The sequence below is a fragment of the Morganella sp. BCCO 40_0007 genome, from assembly GCF_032989665.1.
Lineage (GTDB): Bacteria > Pseudomonadota > Gammaproteobacteria > Enterobacterales > Enterobacteriaceae > Morganella > Morganella sibonii.
In genome coordinates, this window is sequence record NZ_JAVBIN010000014.1 from 88,108 (window position 1) to 107,669 (window position 19,562).

Sequence of the window (19,562 nt, forward strand, 5' to 3'; positions counted from 1 at the left end):
CCCGGTTAGTGTGAGTCGCTCACGTTAACCCTGACGTTAGTTTTAAACCGGAGGAACCGATGGTTCAACGCAATCAGGAATGGCTGGCATCGCGCTTACAGCAGGCAGCGGAAATCTGTAATCAGCCGCAGGCGGGTGATCACAAAGATGCGCCGTTATGGCTGGGTATCGATCTCGGCACCTGTGATGTGGTGTCCATGGTGGTCAATGCGGATGGTCAGCCGGTCGCGGTGTGCCTGGACTGGGCAGATGTGGTACGCGACGGTGTGGTCTGGGATTTCTTCGGTGCAGTAAAAATTGTGAATAAACATCTGGATACGCTGGAAAAACAGTTCGGCTTCCGGTTTGAGGTGGCGACAACGTCGTTCCCGCCGGGTACCGATCCGCGTATCTCAGTGAATGTGCTGGAATCCGCCGGTCTGGTGGTCGCCAAAGTGCTGGATGAGCCGTCTGCGGTTGCTGACATGATGGGGCTGGATAAGGCTGCCGTTGTGGATATCGGCGGCGGTACCACCGGGATTGCGATTGTGCAGAAAGGTGAAGTGACCCGTTCCGGTGATGAAGCCACCGGTGGTCATCATATTTCCCTGACCCTGGCGGGCAATCAGCGCATTGAGCTGGAAGATGCCGAGCAGATGAAGCGCGAGCGCGGTGAAAGCATCTGGCCGGTTATTCGTCCGGTCTACGAAAAAATGACGGATATCGTCGACGATCATATCCGCGGTGAGGATGTGACTGAATTGTGGCTGGCGGGCGGCTCCTGTATGCAGCCCGGTGTGCAGTCTCTGTTTCAGGCGCGTTTCCCGCATCTTACCGTGGTACTGCCACAGCATTCTATTTTTATGACACCGCTGGCGATTGCCGTCTGTGGTGTATCTCAGGGAGAAAACCGTCATGCCGGATAATCGTTTACCCGCGGCTGAGGTTCAGTCCGCTATCTATCAGGCGCTTGATTTGGTGAATGCCCGTCAGGTGCGTGAATTTTCTGTCCCGCCGTCCACACTTATCGGTCCGGGTGCCGTCGGCCGCAGCGGGGATGTTCTCGCAGAGCGCGGAATTAAGCACGTTTTTATTATGGTGGACGGCATGTTGTTACAGGCCGGTCTGACCGATGTGCTGGAGCGCAATCTGAGCCGCAGCGGCATTGCTTATGAAATCTGGCCGTGCCCGCCGGGCGAGCCGATGGATAAAGATGTGTTCCGTACTGTTGAGCATCTGCTGAGTGTGCAGTGTGACGGTATTATCGCTCTCGGCGGCGGTTCTGTACTGGATGCGGCGAAAGCCGTGGCGGTGCTGGCAGCCAATCCGGATCTGCCGCTGGCAGATATGATGCCGGGTGCGGCGCTGAATCCGCGTCTGCCGTTTATCGCGATCCCGACCACCGCCGGTACCGGCTCGGAAGCAACCAACGTTTCCGTGATTATCACGGCGGAAAACCATATCAAACTGGTACTGGCACACAGCCAGTTACTGCCTGATCTCGCCATTATTGATGCCTGTCTGACACTCGGCGTGCCGCCGCATGTGACTGCAATGACCGGTATCGATGCCTTAACACATGCTATCGAAGCGTATGTGGCGAGCAACGTCACGCCGCTGACACAGGCGCTGGCACTGCGGGCGATCACCATGATCAGCCACGCACTGCCGATCGCTGTCGGTCAGGGGCATGACATCAAAGCCCGTGAGGACATGATGCTGGCTTCCTATATGGCCGGGATGGCGTTCTCCAATGCCGGTCTGGGGCTGTGCCATGCCATGGCGCATCAGATTGGTGCGGCATACAACATTCCGCACGGCAAGGCGAATGCCGTCATGCTGCCGCAGGTAATGCGTTTTAACCGCCTGGTCTGTAAACAGGCGTACAGCGAAATTGGTCATGCGCTGACTCAGCGTCCGATGACCGACACGGAGGCCATCGGAGCCGTGGAACAACTGATCAGTGACGTGGAACTTGCGCAGACGCTGCCATCCCTGGGCGGAAAGCGTGAGGATTTCGATGGTTTTGCCAAAGCGGCATTGCAGGATATCTGCATCAAAACCAATCCGCGCGCGGTCACAGCGGCTCAGATAACGGCGATTTACGAGTCAGCCTGAGTCAATCAATAAGAACAGCCTGCGCGACAGGCACGGAAGGAGAAGGGTATGGGCATTAATGAAATCATCATGTACATCATGATGAGTTTTATGCTGATAGCAGCCGTGGATCGTATCTTCAGCCAGTTCGGTGGCTCAGAGACAATTCTCGGTAAAATCGGCCTGGGTAAAGTCGGGAAAGGCATTGCCGGTTCCGGTGAACAGTTCGAAGAAGGCTTTATGGCAATGGGTGCGCTGGGTCTGGCAATGGTCGGTATGACTGCGCTGGCACCGGTTATCGCGATGCTGCTCGGGCCGGTGATTATTCCTGTCTATGAAATGCTGGGTGCGAACCCGTCTGTGTTTGCGGGCAGTATTCTGGCTATCGATATGGGCGGCTTCTTCCTCGCGAAAGAGCTGGCAGGCGGTGATGTGGCAGCATGGTTATATTCCGGTGTGCTGCTGGCGTCCATGATGGGTGCAACCATGGTGTTCTCCATCCCTGTTGCGCTGGGCATTATCGAGAAGAAAGATCGCCGCTTCCTGGCACTCGGTGTGCTGGCGGGTATCGTAACCATTCCGGTCGGCTGTATCGCCGGTGGTCTGGTGGCGAAATTCTCCGGTGTGGAAATTGACGGTCAGGTGGTGGACTTCAGTATGACCATGCTGCTGGTCAATATGATCCCGGTGATCATCGTGGCGGCGCTGGTGTGCCTCGGCCTGAAATTTATTCCTGAGAAAATGATCAACGGTTTCCAGATCTTCGCAAAAATCCTCGTTGGTATCATCACTATCGGTCTGGCGGCAGCAGTGGCGAAGTTCACTGTGGGCTGGAACCTGATCCCGGGCCTTGATCCGATTTTTATGACAGAAGGTGATGTGCCGGGCCAGGTGATGCGTGCCATCGAAGTTATCGGTTCTATTTCTGCGGTGCTGTTAGGGGCTTACCCGATGGTGCTGCTGCTGACCCGCTGGTTTGAAAAATCCTTTATGAAGATCGGCAGCCTGCTGAAAATCAACAACATGGCGGCGGGCGGTATGATTGCGACTCTCGCGAACAACATCCCGATGTTCGGCATGATGAAGAAAATGGATACCCGCGGCAAAATCATCAACTGTGCATTCTCCGTATCCGCAGCCTTTGCGCTGGGTGACCACCTGGGCTTCGTGGCCGCCAACATGGCTCCGATGATCTTCCCGATGATTGCAGGGAAAATTATCGGTGGTATCACTGCGATTTTCGTTGCCATCATGATGATGCCGAAAAATATTGAGCAGGAAGATGCGGCTGCAGCGGCTGAAGAAGCGGCTGAAAGTGTCGCGGAGGAGAAATAAGCATGAAAACCCTCGAACTCTTAAGTGTCGGTATTGACGTGGGCACCACCACCACACAGGTGATTTTCTCCCGTCTCGTTCTGGTAAACCGCGCGGCGGTGTCACAGGTGCCGCGTTATGAGTTTGTGGATCGCAACATTATCTGGCAGAGCCCGGTTCTGTTCACGCCGGTGGATAAAGACGGCCACCTGCGTGAGGAAGAACTGCTGGCGCTGGTGCTGGATCAGTACGCTGCCGCCGGGATGGACCCGGCGGCGATTGACTCCGGTGCCATCATCATTACCGGTGAAACCGCCAAAACCCGCAATGCACGTCCGGCAGTGGTCGCGTTATCCCAGAAACTCGGGGATTTCGTGGTCGCCACCGCCGGGCCGCATCTGGAATCGGTGATTGCCGGTTTCGGTTCCGGAGCCCAGACACTCTCTGAGCAGAAGATGGCGCGGGTACTGAACATTGATATCGGCGGCGGCACAGCAAACTACGTGCTGTTCGAAGCCGGTCATGTGGTCAGTTCCGCCTGTCTGAACGTCGGCGGCCGTCTGTTTGAAACGGACAGCAGCGGACGCGTCACTTATGTGCACGCGCCGGGCCGCCTGATCGCCCGTGACTGCTTTGGTGAGCAGACCGACCCGATGTCCCTGACGCCGGTACAGCTGAATACCATTGCCGATCGCATGAGTGAGCTGCTGTATGAAGTGATCAGCGGCAATCTCTCCCCGCTGGGACGTGAGCTGCTGATGACGGATGGCCTGCCTGCGGAAAGCAGTTATTACGCGGTCACACTCTCCGGCGGTGTCGGTGAGTGTTACAGCAATCCGGAAAGCGGCAACGATTTCCGTTTCGGCGATATCGGACCGCTGCTGGCACAGGCGATTCACCGTAATGCGGATTTCAGTGCGTTACCGATGCAGACCCCGGCACAGACTGTCCGTGCCACGGTGATCGGCGCCGGTGCGCATACGTTATCCCTGTCCGGCAGCACCATCTGGCTGGACAGCATCACACTGCCTGTCCGCAATATTCCGGTGGTACATCCGGCACTGGGCCGCGCGGATGATGAAGATCTGGTGAATACCTGGAGCCGCGCCCTGACGCAGATGGATCTTAATCCGCAGCAGGATCTGTACGCGCTGGCCTTGCCGGAATCACTGCCGACCAATTATGCCTCGGTACAGTATTGTATCGGCGCCCTGGAACGCTTTACCAAAACATACCCGAATACCATGCCGCTGCTGGTGATTGCGGGACAGGATTTCGGTAAGGCACTGGGCATGCTGCTGCGTCCGCTGATGAACGGCCGCGAACTGGCTGTTATCGACGAAGTTATCACGCACACAGGCGATTATATCGACATCGGCTCGCCGTTATTCAGCGGCTCTGTCGTCCCTGTTACTGTTAAATCACTCGCATTTCCTTCCTGAGGGAACGTAATATGAAATTAAAAACCACGCTGTTTGGTCAGACCTACCAGTTCCGGGACGTAAAAGACGTTCTCGCGAAAGCTAACGAACTCCGTTCCGGGGACATCCTGGCGGGTGTCGCGGCAAGTAACGCCCAGGAACGTGTGGCAGCAAAACAAGTGCTGTCCGAACTGACAATTGCGGATGTCCGCAACAACCCTGTCGTTCCGTATGAAGAAGACTGCGTAACCCGTCTGATCCAGGATGATATCAACGAAACCGAATACAACCGGGTCAAAAACTGGACTATCGGTGAGCTGCGTGAGCATGTCCTGAGCGACACCACCTCTCTTGATAACATCAATCTGCTGCGCAAAGGCCTGACCTCAGAAGTCATCGCCGGTGTGGCAAAAATCTGTTCCAACGCAGACCTGATTTACGGCGCGAAGAAAATTCCTGTCGTAAAACGTGCGAATAACACCATGGGTCTGCCGGGCCACTTCAGCGGCCGCTTACAGCCGAACGATACCCGTGACGAAGTGCAGAGTATCGTGGCACAGATTTATGAAGGCCTCTCATACGGCTGCGGTGATGCGGTTATCGGTGTGAACCCGGTAACAGACGATGTGGATAACCTCAGCCGCGTGCTGGATGCTATCTACGGCATCATTGATAAATACGATATCCCGACTCAGGGCTGTGTGCTGGCACACGTCACCACACAGATGGAAGCGATCAAACGCGGTGCGCCGGGCGGCCTGATTTTCCAGAGCATCTGCGGCAGTGAAAAAGGTCTGCGCGAGTTCGGTGTTGAGCTGGAAATGCTGGATGAAGCCCGTCACGTCGGTGCGCAGTATAACCGTATTGCCGGTCCTAACTGTCTCTACTTTGAAACAGGACAAGGTTCCGCACTGTCAGCGGGCGCTCACTACGGCGCTGACCAGGTGACCATGGAAGCCCGTAACTACGGCCTGGCACGTCACTATGATCCGTTCATGGTAAACACCGTTGTCGGCTTTATCGGACCGGAATATCTCTACAACGACCGCCAGATCATCCGCGCCGGTCTTGAAGATCACTTTATGGGCAAACTGAGCGGAATCTCCATGGGTTGTGACTGCTGTTACACCAACCATGCGGATGCGGATCAGAACCTCAACGAAAACCTGATGATCCTGCTGGCCTCTGCGGGCTGTAACTTCATCATCGGTATGCCGCTGGGTGATGACATCATGCTCAACTACCAGACCACTGCATTCCATGACATCGCAACTGTCCGTCAGTTACTCGGCCTGCGCCCTGCGCCGGAATTCGAAGCCTGGCTGGAAAAAATGGGTCTGATGGAAAACGGGCGTCTTACCAATCGTGCCGGCGATCCGTCACTGTTCTTCTGATTTTCGGGGTAAATCACCATGGATCAAAAACAAATTAATGACATCGTACGCAGCGTGATGGCTCAGATGGGACACACGGGCGAAAACGTACAGGCGGTTGCCGCGGCAACGCAGGCTGTACTGAATCAGGGTAGTACGTCTGCTGAATCCGTTGAGTGGGATCTCGGCTCACCGGAAGCAAAACAGTGGATCGGCGTGCAGAATCCGCACCGTGCGGAAGTGTTACAGGAACTGCGTAACAGCACCGGTTCCCGTGTCTGCTCCGGCCGTGCCGGTGTGCGTCCGCGCACCCAGAGCCTGCTGCGCTTCCTGGCTGACCACTCGCGCTCCAAAGATACCGTTCTGAAAGAAGTCCCGGCGGAATGGGTGAAAAAACAGAATCTGCTGGAATTACAGTCTGAAATCACAGACAAAAACCAGTATCTGACCCGTCCGGATATGGGCCGTATTCTGAACAAAGAATCCATCGAACTGCTGAAAACCAAGTGTGTGCAGGCACCGGATGTGCAGGTCATTATCTCTGATGGTCTGTCCACCGATGCGATTACTGCCAACTACGACGAAATTCTGCCGCCGCTGATGAAAGGTCTGGAGCAGTCCGGTCTGAAAGTGGGCACGCCGTTCTTTGTCCGTTACGGCCGCGTGAAAATTGAAGATCAGGCCGGTGAAGTGCTCGGCGCGAAAGTGGTTATCCTGCTGGTGGGCGAACGTCCGGGGCTGGGTCAGTCTGAAAGCCTCTCCTGCTACGCGGTGTACTCACCGACAGTGGCGGGCACGGTGGAAGCAGACCGTACCTGTATCTCGAACATTCACCGCGCGGGTACACCACCGGTGGAAGCTGCCGCAGTTATCGTCGATTTAGCCAAACGCATGCTGGAGCAGAAAGCATCCGGTATCAACATGAACCGTTAACGGGGAACTGAATATGCCTGCATTAGATCTTATCCGGCCGAACGTGACAGCGATGCGTCTTATCGCCAATGCGCACGAAGATTTCTGCCGTGAACTGAAGTTACCGAAACACATCCGCAGTCTGGGTCTTATTACTGTTGACTCTGATGATGTCGCGTATATCGCCGCTGACGAAGCGACCAAACAAGCCCTCGTGGAAGTGGTTTACGGACGTTCCCTGTATGCAGGGGCGTCAAACTCACCGTCACCGACTGCCGGTGAAGTGATGATTATCCTCGGTGGTCCTAACCCGGCAGAAGTGCGTGCGGGTCTGGATTCCATGATGGCAACGATTGAGTCAGGCCCTGCTTTTCAGTGGGCGAATGACAAAGAAGATACGGCATTCCTGGCGCATCTGATCTCCCGTACCGGTTCTTACCTGTCTGACGGCGACAAAATCAGACACGGTGATCCGATTGCCTATCTGGTGGCACCGCCGCTGGAAGCCACATTCGGGATCGATGCCGCACTGAAAGCCGCTGACGTGCAGCTGGCTACTTATGTGCCGCCTCCGTCAGAAACCAACTATTCAGCCGCTTTCCTGACCGGCAGCCAGGCAGCATGTAAAGCCGCCTGTGATGCATTCAGTGAAGCCGTTCTGGATATCGCGCGCAATCCTATTCAGCGCGCCTGAGTCCGGGAATACCCGACGTCATTCAGGATGCAGGCTGGCGGGCTGAGCGCAGCCAGCGAACCTGCGGTCTGAATGAATAAGGGTATAGTCAGTTCAGTCATTAACACAGGAGATAGGTCATGATCGATTCACTGGGATTACTGGAAGTATACGGCCTGGTGTCCGGCATTGATGCGGCGGATGCGATGCTGAAGTCGGCCAATGTCCGCATCCTTAACTATGAAATGGTGATCCCGGGGATGGTGACGCTTGTTGTTGAGGGCGATCTGGCGGCGTGCCGTGCGGCGGTGGATGCGGGGATTGCTGCGGCAACCCGCACCGGTAAAGTGATTGGCCATAAGGTCATCGGTCGTCCGGATGGTGATACCGAATGGCTGGTCACCGGTTTCAGCGGTGTGCCGGTTAAGGTAAAACCGCAGTCTCCGGCACCGGTTCCGGCGTCTGAACCGGCTCCGGCTCCTGCCGCGGCGGCAGTGTCTGCTGCTGCCCCGGATGCGGATGCCATGATGACGTTTGCCGCTGAAGCCAAACACCGCCACGGCGTGACCGCCGGAGAAGCGGCCATGCATTTCAGCTGCCTGATAGAGGACAGCCGTGATGTGCTGGAGAACCTGTTTAAGCAGGGCAAACTGCGTAAACGCGGCAGCCGCTACCGGGTAAAACAGGAGGGAAACCGCGATGAGTAATCTGATGCCGGGTCTGCATGAGTGCGGGCCCGAAATCATTCGTCAGCGTGTGCAGGATGCAGGGGTTGTCGGCGCAGGCGGGGCGGGTTTCCCGACCCACGTCAAGCTGGCGGCAGAGGCTGAAATTTATCTCGTCAATGCGGCTGAATGTGAGCCGCTTTTGCAGGTGGATCAGCAACTGGCCGTTTGTGAGGCGGATGCGATGATCCGCGGTTTGCTCTATGCGATGCGTGCCACCGGGGCGAAAGAGGGCATTATTGCCATCAAAGGCAAGCATCAGGCTGCCATTGATATCCTGAATGCCCGCGTGCCGGATTCTGTCCGTCTGCATATCCTGCCGGATGTTTATCCGGCCGGTGATGAAGTGATCACCATCTGGCTGGCGACCGGCCGCCGTGTGCCGCCTGCGGCACTGCCGTTGTCTGTCGGTGTGGTGGTCAGCAATGTGCAGACCCTGATCAATGTCGCGTATGCCGTTGAACAGGAGCAGGCCGTGACACACCGCGTCTTAACAGTGAACGGCGCGGTTCATCATCCTGTTACCGTTTCCGTCCCGGTCGGCACCACACTGCGTGAAGTGCTGGCACTGGCAGGCGGAGCCACCATCAGCAACCCGGCGTATATCAACGGCGGGCCGATGATGGGCAAATTACAGACATCCCTTGATGATGCTGTGACCAAAACCACCGGCGGCTTATTAGTCCTGCCGGATGACCATATTTTAATTCAGCGCCGGACCCGTTCGGAGCGCACGGTGATCAACCAGGCGCGCACCGTCTGTGAACAGTGCGGAATGTGTACCGAGCTCTGCCCGCGTCATATGATCGGCCACGAACTGCCGCCGCATCTGATTGTCCGCGCGGTTGGTTATGAGCAGATCTCTGCGCCGTCAGCCGTCGTTGCGGCGCTGACCTGTTCAGAATGTGCGATTTGCGAAGCCTGGTCCTGCCCGGTGGAAATCTCGCCGATGCGCCTCAATCAGATGCTGAAAGTGAAGCTGCGCGAAGAAGGTATCCGCTACGAAGGTGAACTGCGCCCGGAAGATCCGATGGCTCAGCACCGCATGCTGCCGGTCAAACGCCTGGTCCGCCGTCTGGAACTGACAGAATTCATGCACAAAGCGCCGATGGCTGATGAGATCTATGCGCCGCAACAGGTGATTATTCCGCTGCGCCAGCATATCGGTGCCCCGGCGGTACCGGTTGTCAGTGAGGGGGATAAAGTCACGGCGGGTATGCTGATCGCCGCTATCCCGGAAAAAGCACTGGGTGCGCCGGTTCACGCCAGTATCAGTGGTGTGGTTCGTCATATTGACAGCACGGCTGTCACGATAGAGAAGGAATAACTATGCACAGTGCAATTGCGATGGTGGAACTGTCCAGCATCGCCAAAGGGATGGAAGTCACCGATTTTATGCTCAAAAGTGCGGAAGTCACTTTGCTGATGGGCAAAACCGTGTGTCCCGGCAAATATGTGGTGATGGTCGGCGGTGATGTTGCCGCCGCACAGCAGGCAATGCAGTGTGGTGTTGAGAAAGGCGGCGCACAGGTGGTGGATGAGTTTCTGCTCAGTAATATCCACCCGGACGTACTGCCCGCTATCGGTGGCGTGACGGATGTGAATGCCCGCGAAGCCGTCGGGGTCGTGGAAACCTTTAGTGTCGCGACCTGTATTGAAGCGGCGGATTTTGCTGTTAAAGCCGCCGGCGTCACGTTAATACGACTTCATATGGCGTATGGTATCGGGGGTAAATGTTACTTTGTGATGAGCGGCGATGTCGCAGACGTCGAAACCGCCAAAAAAGCCGCATCACAAGTCGCCGCAGATAAAGGTGCGCTGGTTTACAGCATGGTCGTACCGAATCCTCATCCCGATTTCTGGCAGCAATTGGTCGCTGGTTAACATTTATGGCGGCCGTTCATTTTGGGGAAAAAATAATGATGAAAAAAATCACACCAGATTTACATCACCTTAATGATGAAGTGCCGCATGACCGCGATCTCAGACCTATCGTGATCGAGCAGAATTTTACACAACGTTATACCCATGATGCCTATGATCAGGCCTGTGCTATTACGGCCTGGCAGCAGCTTTATGATCAGCTGACGCCGGGGCGGTTTGAAGGTGAACTGACCGAAACCCTGTTTGATGGGCTTCAGGTGTTCCACGAATATACCAATCTGTCCCTGCGCCAGTCCTGTATGGTCTGGCCGAATGCGTTCTGGTTCGGTATTCCCGGAGAGCAGCAGAATACCGGTTATATCGGTAATCAGATGCTGTGCCGCCAGAAAATCGCGGTGCGTCCGGGCGGAAAAGAGTTTGAGCTGAGCACGCCGGATGACTATCACATCCAGGGGCTGGTGATCTCTCACGATATCCTGAAAAAACACTCTGTTGTGCTGCAAAACCCGGAGCGGCTGATGAATCTGCTCAGCGAAAATCCGGCTGTGGGCGTGAACCCCTTCAAAAAAGAGGCGATCTGGCAGTATATCCGTCACGCCCTCTGGCACTCCAAAATTGAGCAGGAACGTAACCGCACCGTCAGCCGTGTCCTGAGTCATAATCTGCTGACCGCATTTCTCGGGCTACTGGAAGATGCCAGCACCGTGGCGGATGAGCACTACACCAACCGTGTGAACTACCTGAAACTGGTGTCCAAAGCCCGTGAGTATCTGTTTGAGAATGCCACCGAACCGGTGACCGTCCTGGAGCTGTGTAATGAGCTGTATGTCAGCCGCCGCACGCTGCAAAATGCTTTCCAGCAGGTACTCGGTATCGGTCCGAATGCGTATCTGAAAACGATCCGCCTCAATGCTGTACGCCGTGAACTGGTCAGCCCGTACTCAAAACAGACTACCGTCAAAGACGCGGCAATGCAGTGGGGATTCTGGCATCTCGGGCAGTTCGCTACCGATTACCAGCGTCTGTTTAATGAAAAACCATCGGAGACGCTGAGCCGCCGTCTGATGTGATTGTTGTTCTGCTTCCGCTTTCTGACCTGCATCGTGTTTTTTTCCGGCAGGTCAGAACGGCTTCTTCTGAGTTATCATTTTAAAATCCCGCTTCTGATCTCATTTTTAGCATCTTGCTGTGAATATTCTCCATAAGAAGAATTTAAATATCCAATTAGTTCTATATTTATTAATTGGATATTTATAATTCTACTGAGCAATGGAGTATTCAGGTATGAAAAACCGCAACAAAATTCTGCTGTCCGCGTTGATATCTCTCTTTATGGCCCCGGCTTTTGCACTTCCTTCCGTGACAGTTCTGGCCACCGGCGGCACGATTGCCGGCGGCGGGGAATCATCTGTTTCGTCCGGCTATCAGGCCGGAAAAGTGGGAATCGATGCGCTGATTGATGCTGTACCGGAAGTCAAAGCCCTGGCTGATATCAGTGGTGAGCAGATTGTGAATATCGGCTCACAGGACATGAATGACAAGGTGTGGCTGACGCTGGCAAAGGAAATCAACCGGACCTGTGATAAAACGGACGGATTCGTGATCACGCACGGCACCGATACGCTGGAGGAAACCGCATACTTTCTTGATCTGACGGTATCGTGCCGCAAACCGGTTGTGCTGGTGGGGGCAATGCGTCCGTCCACCGCGCTGGGCGCGGACGGACCGCTGAATCTCTATAATGCAGTGGTGCTGGCGACAGATAAACAGGCGGTGGATCGCGGTGTGCTGATGGTGATGAATGACAAGGTGATCAGCGGGCGTGATGTGGTCAAAATGAACACGACGGAAGTGCAGGCATTTGAAGCGGTGAATGCCGGTGATACCGGGTTTATCCATAACGGCAAAGTGACCTATTATCAGGCTGCGCAACCACGTCAGGCCGGTGCGGTGTTTGATATCAGTAAACTCAGCGAACTGCCGAAAGTCGGCATTGTTTATAATTATGCCAATGCGTCAGATGCGCCGGTAAAAGCCCTGCGGGACGAGGGAAACGCCGGGATTGTCAGCGCCGGAGTGGGCAACGGTAATATGTATAAGGGTATTTTTGATGCATTAGCCGCGGCAGCCAAAGACGGTGTGGTGGTTGTCCGCGCCAGCAGAGTGCCAACGGGCTATACCACCCGTAACGCAGAAGTGGATGATGACGCATACGGCTTTGTGGCTTCCGGCAGACTGAATCCGCAAAAAGCCAGGGTGTTACTGCAACTGGCGCTGACACAAACCACTGATCCGCAGAAAATTCAGTCATTCTTCGAAAAATATTAATTACGCGTTTTTTCAGACCGCAACCCTCCGTATTCAGAGGGTTGCGGTTTTTTATTACCGGATCTGTTTTTATGTTATTATTGTTATGTTATAACATATCAATTAATGGGTTTAAGGAGATAGTTGTCATTAATGATAATTAACAAATGAAACAAAAAAGACACAGCAACCCACAGGAATTTAAAGAAAAAAGGGGCTGAATCTGTCCGTATTCACAAAGCGGGAAAAAGAACTGTTCTCATATTTACCCATTGAATTCGTTCAGTATATTGTCTGGTTCTGAGTCAGGGTGACTCTGTCTTCACGGCATGTATCACAACAAAATAATAAAAGAGAAAGGTATGAAATCAGTTAAGTTTGCATTGGCACCGTTATCCGCCATGGTGCTGTTATCGTTCTGTGCACAGGCCGGAACACAGGGAAATAATGACGACACGATTATTGTCCGATCTTCCACGATTGAATCCACCACCGTTAATGAACTGGCCGACTACGGGAATAAACTACAGGTTATTACCCGTGAGGAAATTCAGCGTTCAGGGCCGTCATCCGATTTAAACCAGGTATTACAGCAATATGTGCCGGGGCTATATGTTTCTCTGGGACAGGGGGCTTACGGCTACGGGAAATATTCCTTTATGGGCGGCCGCCCGGACGATACTTTAATTCTGATTGACGGTGTCCGTCTGAATAACCGCCTGTTCGGCGGGATCTATCTTGATACCCTGCCGCTGATTGCGATTGACCGCATCGAAGTGTTACAGGGGGCACAGAGCCTCTCCTTCGGTACTCAGGCGATCAGCGGTGTGATTAACATTGTCACCAAAAAACCGACTTCAGAAGTGCTGTCCGGTGAATTCAGTGTCGGCGCGGATACGGATAAAGGCCGTTACGGTGAAGGGTATATCGAGAAAGCGTTTGATAACGATATCGGCAAAACCGGCCTGATGGCGTGGGTGACCCGCAGTAAATCAGACGGTTATCAGCCGTACCGCGACAGTGATTACAACGGGACGATTGGTCAGAAAAAACGTGGCTATGACGTGACCTCAGTCGGTGTTCAGGTCACACAAACTATTGCGGATACCGCGCAGTTACAGGGATTCTACCAGTATACGCAGGCCGATCTGGATATGGTGTCCCCGAACCATCACCGCCAGGCGATGAATAAACGAGATCACCATCTGGCGACGGTTTCCTTTGAGCATTTCCTGACACAGGACACCAGTTACTCCATCCGTGCACATCTTAATGATTGGAACACCCGCTATGACCGCAGCCGTTATCTGGCTGACGGCTCTGTGGATATCCAGAATGACGATTCTTACTGGGGATTCCGCGACTACGGTATTCAGGCGCAGGTGAAATCTTACCTGTTCGGGGATAATGAGTTTGTCCTCGGTACAGATAACCAGTGGTACAAAGGTAAAGATGAAGTCATGAAGATCGAAACAGATACCGCAAAAGCGAACGCTGTTTATCTTCAGGTACGTCCGGATGTGCCGGTGTTACCGGAACTGAAACCGAGCCTCGGCGTGCGTTATGAGCGCTTTGAGGGCGGTCAGGATGCAACGGTCTGGATGGCGAGCACCAAATATGAAGTGAATGAAAAACTCAGTTTACGCGGCCAGGTGGGAACGGCATTTAAACTGCCGAACGCTGAACAGTTGTTTGTGAATGATGAAAGCAAGCAAACCATTGGTGATGCCAATCTGAAAGCGGAAACCAGTAAAAATATCGAAGCCGGATTTGATTATCTGACGCAGTGGGAAAACGGCGGAGCCTGGCAGTTCGGCGCAACAGCTTATGCGCGTGAAATCAATGATCTGATCACCACAGTGAAAGTCGGTAAATACGACAAATGGGTGAACGGTGACGGTGAAATCCGTACCAAAGGCGTGGTGCTCTCCACCAAACTGAACTTTGATGAATCCTGGTATGTCTCCGGGGATATCACCCGTAACTGGCTGGATACCAAAAACGGCGCGACACTCAACGACATCCCTGAGTTTTTTACCCGCGGCCGTGTCGGTTATGACGCCCCGGCGAAACAGTGGGGTGCGGAACTGGCTGCCCGCTATGTGGGTGAGCTGAAATCCGGCAATGATACCTACGGCCATTACACCGTGTTTGATGCCAGCGCGTATCTGTATGTGGATCATGCGCAGCAGCATAAGCTCACGCTGCTGGTGGAAAACCTGCTTGACCGCGATTATCCGGCGGGGCTGACCAGCAACGGCCTTGAAAAAGTGGATAACCTCGGTCGTCCGTTAACCGCTGAACTGCGTTACACCTACCGTTTCTGAGGATACTGAGCTATGGGAAAGAATGTCACACTGTATCTGAATACGTTGCAGAATGACGCGTGTTTACCGGCCGGTTTCTGGCTGTCGCTCAGTGAGAGAGGCTTTCCCGGTGATACCGCCTGCTGTGCAGACAGCGGGGCGGTATTACATCAGCTGGGAGAAACAGTCACACCGGATACCCGTTGTGTCCTGCTGATGGTGCTGACCGATCCGGCGCAATCCGGTGAAAAACTGATGTCCCTGACGTCGGAACTGGTTCAGGCTATTGCGGAGCATTACCCGCAGTTACGGGTATTCCGGAGTTTGTGTGTACTTACCGGGGCGGATGCGGCAGCGGATGCCAAACAGGCCGGTGATGTGATGACGGAGCTGGAAAAACAGTCAAACAGCCGTGAGCCGAAAGCAGAATCGAATCCGAACTGGGAAAAAACACCGCCGTACCGCTATCACCTTTTCTTCTGTATGGGGCCGCGCTGTGTCTGCCGCGGGGCTAAATCGCTGCTGACGCAGCTGCGCCATCAGCTGGCGGCACGCAACCTGTTTGAAAATGAAAACGGCGTACTGCTGACCCGTTCGCACTGCCAGTATCCCTGCAATCAGGGACCGCTGGTGACGGTCTATCCGGATAATTTATGGTATCGCCTGACCACGCCGGAAGAGATCCATCTGTTTGTGTCTGAACAGATAGAACAGGGAAGAGTGGTGCCGTCATTGCTGGCGGAGCACAAATAAGATGACGTTTGTCCGGTATGCTGCCGGTGCGGTGCTTCTGCTGTTGTCTGCGGGGGCGTCAGCGGGAAACCGTTGTGAGCCGCAGTGGGATCAGTCTGCACCGCCGCAGCATATTATCGCCATGAATCAGCATGCTGCCGATATGCTGCTGGCGCTGGATGCCGGGCCGCAGATGCTGGGCGTCAGTTATATTGATGATTCAGCGGAGGCGGTAACTTCCGGCCGTTACCACGGCATTCCGGTCTTTTCGGCCAAATACCCCGCAACGGAGAAACTGATCGCCTCCGGGGCGGATTTTGTCGTTGCCGGGTTTTCCTCTGCCTTTATGGCCTCAATGGGCGGACAAAACGATCTGCAACGAGCGGGGATCGGCAGCTATCTGATGGCATTTGCCTGTGAACGTCAGGCATACAGCGGATTTGACAGTATTAAAACGGATTTGTACCGGCTGGGAAAAATCCTCGGCCGGGAAAAAGAGGCAGATGCAGCAGTGGCCCGTATCGATGCCACACTGGCACAGGTAAAAGCCCTGCCGCCGCTCTCCCGTAAACCCGCGATCTTTTACCTCGACAGTCAGAGTGACACCCTGATGTCACAGGGGAAAAAAGGGTTTATGACCGAAATTATCACGCTGGCGGGAGGCGAAAATACCTTTATAAACATGCCGATGGCCGGTATTCACGTCTCCCCGGAAATCTTGCTGGATAAACAGCCGGACTATATCATCCTCGCGGATGCGGTCTGGTCACCGGCAGAAAAGAAAAAAGCCTGGCTGGCAAATCATCCGGCGCTGTCTCATCTGGAGGCCGTTAAAAACGGGCGTTACATTGTCATCCCGTTCAGCGGCGTTTATCCCAATGTGAAAAGCCCGGAGGTGTTGCTGACGATTGCGGAAGCGGTCAGAAAATAGTCCGGACACGACAGCGTGTTATTCCCCGTCCGTCTCCAGGTTACGGATAAAACGGTAGTCCTTTGATTCCGGCTTCAGACGGTACAGCGCTGCCGGACGACCACGTTCAGCCCGTTTTTCACCGGTATCAATCAGCAAATCAGCCTGTTCAAGACGGCGGCGGAATGATTTTTTCTGGATCGGCTGACCAATCAGAATTTCATGAACATGCTGCAATTCCGGCAGGGTAAAGGTGTCCGGCAGCGCAAATCCCGGCACGACAGAATAGAGGGATTTCTGGCGCAGCCGCGCTCTGGCCTGACGGATAAGTAACTGGTGATCAAACGCCAGCGTCATATTTTCCGCTTCATCCAGCGGTATCCATCTGACGGAATTAACCGTATTAATCTGTTTTTCACACGCCTGCATGGCAATCAGCGCGGTATAGCAGACCGTAACTGACCAGCCGCGTTTATCCCGCTGATCATTGCCGACCGTACATAACTGCTCAATGTACGGCGGTGTTACGCCGGTTTTTTCCCGCAGCTTCCGCAGCACGGTATCTTCCAGCGTTTTGTCCTGTGTCTCATCAACAAATCCGCCGGGCAGACCCCATTTGCCTTTTTCCGGATGTTCCGCGCGTTCGGCCAGCAGCACGTGCAGCGTTTCATTGTGATAGGTAAAAAGCACGGCATCAACGGTCACCAGGGGTGACAGAAAATCACGGCGCTGATAACCGGCGAGGTAAGTTTGTTCATCCATTTGCGTCACATCCTGAAACCGGGGTAAGTGATTCTATTGTAAGGAGAGAAATCCGGATTGCAAATTAAATGTCATTCAGACACTAATTAAGCTTGACATGAATAGTGTCAATAAGTCACTATATCGTTATTGTCATAACGACACTAATGAGGTGATACTATGTTTAATTTAAAATTCTTTAAAGCTGACCCGTCCACATTTGTTATCCGTTCCGTGAACGGTAATGTCAAACGTCAGGGGCAGGGGCTGAGTTTCTGGTACAACAGCGCGACCACATCGATCGCTGCATTGCCGTTAACGGCGCAGGAAACTCCGTTTATTTTTAATTTTCAGACCGCGGACTTTCAGAACCTCCGTGTTCAGGGACAGCTCTCCTTTCAGGTCAGTGCGCCGGAAAAAACGGCCGGGGTGCTTAATTTTGTGCTGAACCGGGACGGAAAAACGTACGCGACCGACGATCCGATGAAACTGAATGACCGGATTGTCCGTGCGGCACAAACCATTATCCAGGCAGAGATCCAATCCACGCCGCTGCGCCGTGCATTATTGCTCAGTCAGTCACTGGTGGCGCTGGTGCAGTCACGTCTGGCGCAGCAGGCAGCGGTTGAGGCACTGGGGGTCACTATCCTGGATTTCTCTGTCACCGCCATTACCCCGACACCGGAAACGGCCCGCGCACTCGAAGCGGAAGCCCGGGAATCCCTGCTGAAAGAAGCGGATGACGCGATTTATGCACGCCGCAAATCCTCGGTTGAGCAGGAGCGTACGATCAAAGAGGCCGAGCTGGAAACTGATCTCTCTGTGCAGAAAAAAGAGCAGCAGATCGAGGAATCCCGGCTGGAAAATGAACGCACACTGCTGCGCGAGCAGGCAGCAATGTCACAGGAACGGCTGGCGTCGGAGATTGGCGAGGAGCAGCAGCGTCAGACACTGGTTGCGCTCAGTGCGGATAACCAGCGGGTTCAGTCCGATGCGGATGCATACGCGATTGAAACCAAAATGAAAGCGTACCGCGAACTGCCGGTGGAAAATCTCAAAGCCCTTGCCCTGAGCCGGATGGCGCCGGAGCAGCTGATGGCGATGGCCTTTGAATCACTGGCACAGAATGCCGGAAAAATTGGTGAGCTGAATATCGCGCCGGATATGTTCAGTCAGATGATGAAAAAAGGAAGTAAAGTATGAGCCGCCGGGAGGAAGTACGGTTTGTCCTGGTCACACAGAAAACCCGGTTGCAGGAGCTGATCGCCCGTTTCAATACCTGGCCGCAGGCGAAGTTTTATCTGGAGCATAACGGTATCTCTGTCAGTGATTACCTGGCGGAACACGATCGTTACCAGGCGCAGCTGACAGAGGCGAAACGTATTTTGCTTCAGGCGGGACAGGTACAGGTTCCGGATCGCACGCTGCTGCCGGGCTATCAGTTTTCTGATCGTGATATTGTGGTGATTATCGGCCGGGACGGGCTGGTGGCAAATACCCTGAAATACCTGAACGGCCAGCCGGTGATCGCGGTTAATCCCGACCCGGCGCGCTGGGACGGCATATTGCTGCCCTTTGAACTGCCGCAGCTGGAGTCGGTGGTGAAACGGACACTGAACCGGGATATGCCGTCGAAAGTCCTGAGCTTTGCACAGGCGGTCACCAATGACGGACAGAAAATGCTGGCGGTCAATGATCTGTTTATCGGGCCGAAAAGTCACACATCGGCCCGCTATATTCTCAGTCACGGCGGACAGGCGGAATCACAGTCGTCCTCCGGTGTGATTATCTCGACGGGGCTGGGTTCCACAGGCTGGCTGCAATCGGTTCTGGCCGGTGCGCTGGGGGTGACCGGCGGCAGCTCACACCCGCTGCGTGCCGGGATTGCCTGGGATGAAAAGCGGTTGCAGTTCAGTGTGCGCGAGCCTTTCCCGGGACGGACATCCGGAACATCGATGATTTTCGGGGCGGTTGATAATACGATGACATTACAGCTTGAATCGCAGATGCCGGAAAATGGTGTTATTTTTTCTGACGGGATCGAATCTGATTTTCTGCATTTTAATGCCGGATGCATTGTCACGGTCAGTATTGCGGATATTCAGGGGCGGCTGATGTATGAATAAGAGATATAAAACGGCGCATGAAAAAAGGGACACAACGCGTGTCCCGTTTGCCTGAAAGTGAG

18 protein-coding genes are annotated in these 19,562 nt (G+C 54.2%); 17 read left to right on the forward strand and 1 reads right to left on the reverse strand.

The annotated features are described in order from the left end of the window. Positions 1 to 59: 59 nt before the first annotated feature. From eutJ to R5268_RS17050, 15 genes are all read left to right on the forward strand, one after another. Positions 60 to 905 (forward strand): ethanolamine utilization protein EutJ, encoded by an 846-nt coding sequence (eutJ, locus tag R5268_RS16980; RefSeq protein ID WP_046892025.1) that lies wholly within the window; start codon positions 60 to 62, stop codon positions 903 to 905. Further along, the gene (locus tag R5268_RS16985) at positions 895 to 2,097 is read left to right on the forward strand and encodes an iron-containing alcohol dehydrogenase (protein ID WP_046892026.1); all 1,203 of its coding nucleotides are present in this window, start codon (positions 895 to 897) and stop codon (positions 2,095 to 2,097) included. Before eutJ ends, R5268_RS16985 begins: the two co-directional genes overlap by 11 nt. Before the next feature lie 48 nt (positions 2,098 to 2,145). Further along, complete coding sequence (gene eutH, locus R5268_RS16990; protein ID WP_107679474.1) at positions 2,146 to 3,411, forward strand: ethanolamine utilization protein EutH; 1,266 nt, start codon at positions 2,146 to 2,148, stop codon at positions 3,409 to 3,411. 2 nt (positions 3,412 to 3,413) lie between these two features. After that, positions 3,414 to 4,832, forward strand: a complete 1,419-nt coding sequence (gene eutA, locus R5268_RS16995; protein WP_107679473.1) for an ethanolamine ammonia-lyase reactivating factor EutA — start codon at positions 3,414 to 3,416, stop codon at positions 4,830 to 4,832. A gap of 11 nt (positions 4,833 to 4,843) precedes the next feature. Continuing rightward, the gene (locus tag R5268_RS17000; protein WP_107679472.1) at positions 4,844 to 6,205 is read left to right on the forward strand and encodes an ethanolamine ammonia-lyase subunit EutB; all 1,362 of its coding nucleotides are present in this window, start codon (positions 4,844 to 4,846) and stop codon (positions 6,203 to 6,205) included. 18 nt (positions 6,206 to 6,223) lie between these two features. After that, on the forward strand, positions 6,224 to 7,117 hold the full coding sequence (eutC, locus tag R5268_RS17005; protein WP_046892030.1) for an ethanolamine ammonia-lyase subunit EutC: 894 nt from the start codon (positions 6,224 to 6,226) through the stop codon (positions 7,115 to 7,117). 13 nt (positions 7,118 to 7,130) lie between these two features. Continuing rightward, positions 7,131 to 7,790: an ethanolamine utilization microcompartment protein EutL gene (eutL, locus tag R5268_RS17010; RefSeq protein ID WP_107679471.1), complete on the forward strand. Its 660-nt coding sequence runs from the start codon at positions 7,131 to 7,133 to the stop codon at positions 7,788 to 7,790. A 119-nt stretch (positions 7,791 to 7,909) separates the two neighbouring features. Beyond that, positions 7,910 to 8,476: a BMC domain-containing protein gene (locus tag R5268_RS17015; protein WP_182107486.1), complete on the forward strand. Its 567-nt coding sequence runs from the start codon at positions 7,910 to 7,912 to the stop codon at positions 8,474 to 8,476. After that, on the forward strand, positions 8,469 to 9,821 hold the full coding sequence (locus R5268_RS17020; protein WP_046892033.1) for a 4Fe-4S dicluster domain-containing protein: 1,353 nt from the start codon (positions 8,469 to 8,471) through the stop codon (positions 9,819 to 9,821). The genes R5268_RS17015 and R5268_RS17020 overlap by 8 nt, the downstream gene beginning before the upstream one ends. A gap of 2 nt (positions 9,822 to 9,823) precedes the next feature. Beyond that, positions 9,824 to 10,378, forward strand: coding sequence for a BMC domain-containing protein (locus tag R5268_RS17025; protein ID WP_046892034.1), 555 nt, complete (start codon positions 9,824 to 9,826; stop codon positions 10,376 to 10,378). Between the two features lie 35 nt (positions 10,379 to 10,413). After that, positions 10,414 to 11,448, forward strand: coding sequence for an HTH-type transcriptional regulator EutR (gene eutR / locus R5268_RS17030; protein WP_230059469.1), 1,035 nt, complete (start codon positions 10,414 to 10,416; stop codon positions 11,446 to 11,448). A gap of 214 nt (positions 11,449 to 11,662) precedes the next feature. Then, positions 11,663 to 12,706, forward strand: coding sequence for an L-asparaginase 2 (gene ansB / locus R5268_RS17035; protein WP_317419878.1), 1,044 nt, complete (start codon positions 11,663 to 11,665; stop codon positions 12,704 to 12,706). A 341-nt stretch (positions 12,707 to 13,047) separates the two neighbouring features. Further along, positions 13,048 to 15,012 (forward strand): TonB-dependent receptor plug domain-containing protein, encoded by a 1,965-nt coding sequence (locus tag R5268_RS17040; RefSeq protein ID WP_247719156.1) that lies wholly within the window; start codon positions 13,048 to 13,050, stop codon positions 15,010 to 15,012. A 12-nt stretch (positions 15,013 to 15,024) separates the two neighbouring features. After that, positions 15,025 to 15,744 carry a (2Fe-2S) ferredoxin domain-containing protein gene (locus R5268_RS17045; RefSeq protein WP_046892037.1) on the forward strand — a complete coding sequence of 240 codons (720 nt, stop codon included), beginning with the start codon at positions 15,025 to 15,027 and terminating at the stop codon, positions 15,742 to 15,744. A gap of 1 nt (position 15,745) precedes the next feature. Further along, complete coding sequence (locus R5268_RS17050; RefSeq protein WP_317419884.1) at positions 15,746 to 16,654, forward strand: ABC transporter substrate-binding protein; 909 nt, start codon at positions 15,746 to 15,748, stop codon at positions 16,652 to 16,654. Between the two features lie 18 nt (positions 16,655 to 16,672). Here R5268_RS17050 and R5268_RS17055 read toward each other — a convergent pair whose 3' ends face one another. Continuing rightward, complete coding sequence (locus tag R5268_RS17055; RefSeq protein WP_218455056.1) at positions 16,673 to 17,395, reverse strand: NUDIX hydrolase; 723 nt, start codon at positions 17,393 to 17,395, stop codon at positions 16,673 to 16,675. A 159-nt stretch (positions 17,396 to 17,554) separates the two neighbouring features. Between R5268_RS17055 and R5268_RS17060 the strand changes: the two genes are divergently transcribed. Further along, a complete protein-coding gene (locus R5268_RS17060) occupies positions 17,555 to 18,577 on the forward strand; it encodes an SPFH domain-containing protein (protein WP_218455057.1) in 1,023 nt (340 codons plus the stop codon). Further along, positions 18,574 to 19,500 (forward strand): sugar kinase, encoded by a 927-nt coding sequence (locus tag R5268_RS17065; RefSeq protein ID WP_218455058.1) that lies wholly within the window; start codon positions 18,574 to 18,576, stop codon positions 19,498 to 19,500. The genes R5268_RS17060 and R5268_RS17065 overlap by 4 nt, the downstream gene beginning before the upstream one ends. Positions 19,501 to 19,562: the final 62 nt, after the last annotated feature.

Coding starts and splice junctions, on each gene's coding strand:
- eutC (WP_046892030.1), top strand. CDS start 6,224: ATGGATCAAAAACAAATTAATGACATCGTACGCAGCGTGATGGCTCAG.
- eutH (WP_107679474.1), top strand. CDS start 2,146: ATGGGCATTAATGAAATCATCATGTACATCATGATGAGTTTTATGCTG.
- ansB (WP_317419878.1), top strand. CDS start 11,663: ATGAAAAACCGCAACAAAATTCTGCTGTCCGCGTTGATATCTCTCTTT.
- R5268_RS17040 (WP_247719156.1), top strand. CDS start 13,048: ATGAAATCAGTTAAGTTTGCATTGGCACCGTTATCCGCCATGGTGCTG.
- eutL (WP_107679471.1), top strand. CDS start 7,131: ATGCCTGCATTAGATCTTATCCGGCCGAACGTGACAGCGATGCGTCTT.
- R5268_RS17065 (WP_218455058.1), top strand. CDS start 18,574: ATGAGCCGCCGGGAGGAAGTACGGTTTGTCCTGGTCACACAGAAAACC.
- R5268_RS17000 (WP_107679472.1), top strand. CDS start 4,844: ATGAAATTAAAAACCACGCTGTTTGGTCAGACCTACCAGTTCCGGGAC.
- eutJ (WP_046892025.1), top strand. CDS start 60: ATGGTTCAACGCAATCAGGAATGGCTGGCATCGCGCTTACAGCAGGCA.
- eutR (WP_230059469.1), top strand. CDS start 10,414: ATGATGAAAAAAATCACACCAGATTTACATCACCTTAATGATGAAGTG.
- R5268_RS17045 (WP_046892037.1), top strand. CDS start 15,025: ATGGGAAAGAATGTCACACTGTATCTGAATACGTTGCAGAATGACGCG.
- R5268_RS17060 (WP_218455057.1), top strand. CDS start 17,555: ATGTTTAATTTAAAATTCTTTAAAGCTGACCCGTCCACATTTGTTATC.
- R5268_RS17015 (WP_182107486.1), top strand. CDS start 7,910: ATGATCGATTCACTGGGATTACTGGAAGTATACGGCCTGGTGTCCGGC.
- R5268_RS17050 (WP_317419884.1), top strand. CDS start 15,746: ATGACGTTTGTCCGGTATGCTGCCGGTGCGGTGCTTCTGCTGTTGTCT.
- R5268_RS16985 (WP_046892026.1), top strand. CDS start 895: ATGCCGGATAATCGTTTACCCGCGGCTGAGGTTCAGTCCGCTATCTAT.
- R5268_RS17055 (WP_218455056.1), bottom strand. CDS start 17,395: ATGGATGAACAAACTTACCTCGCCGGTTATCAGCGCCGTGATTTTCTG.
- R5268_RS17020 (WP_046892033.1), top strand. CDS start 8,469: ATGAGTAATCTGATGCCGGGTCTGCATGAGTGCGGGCCCGAAATCATT.
- R5268_RS17025 (WP_046892034.1), top strand. CDS start 9,824: ATGCACAGTGCAATTGCGATGGTGGAACTGTCCAGCATCGCCAAAGGG.
- eutA (WP_107679473.1), top strand. CDS start 3,414: ATGAAAACCCTCGAACTCTTAAGTGTCGGTATTGACGTGGGCACCACC.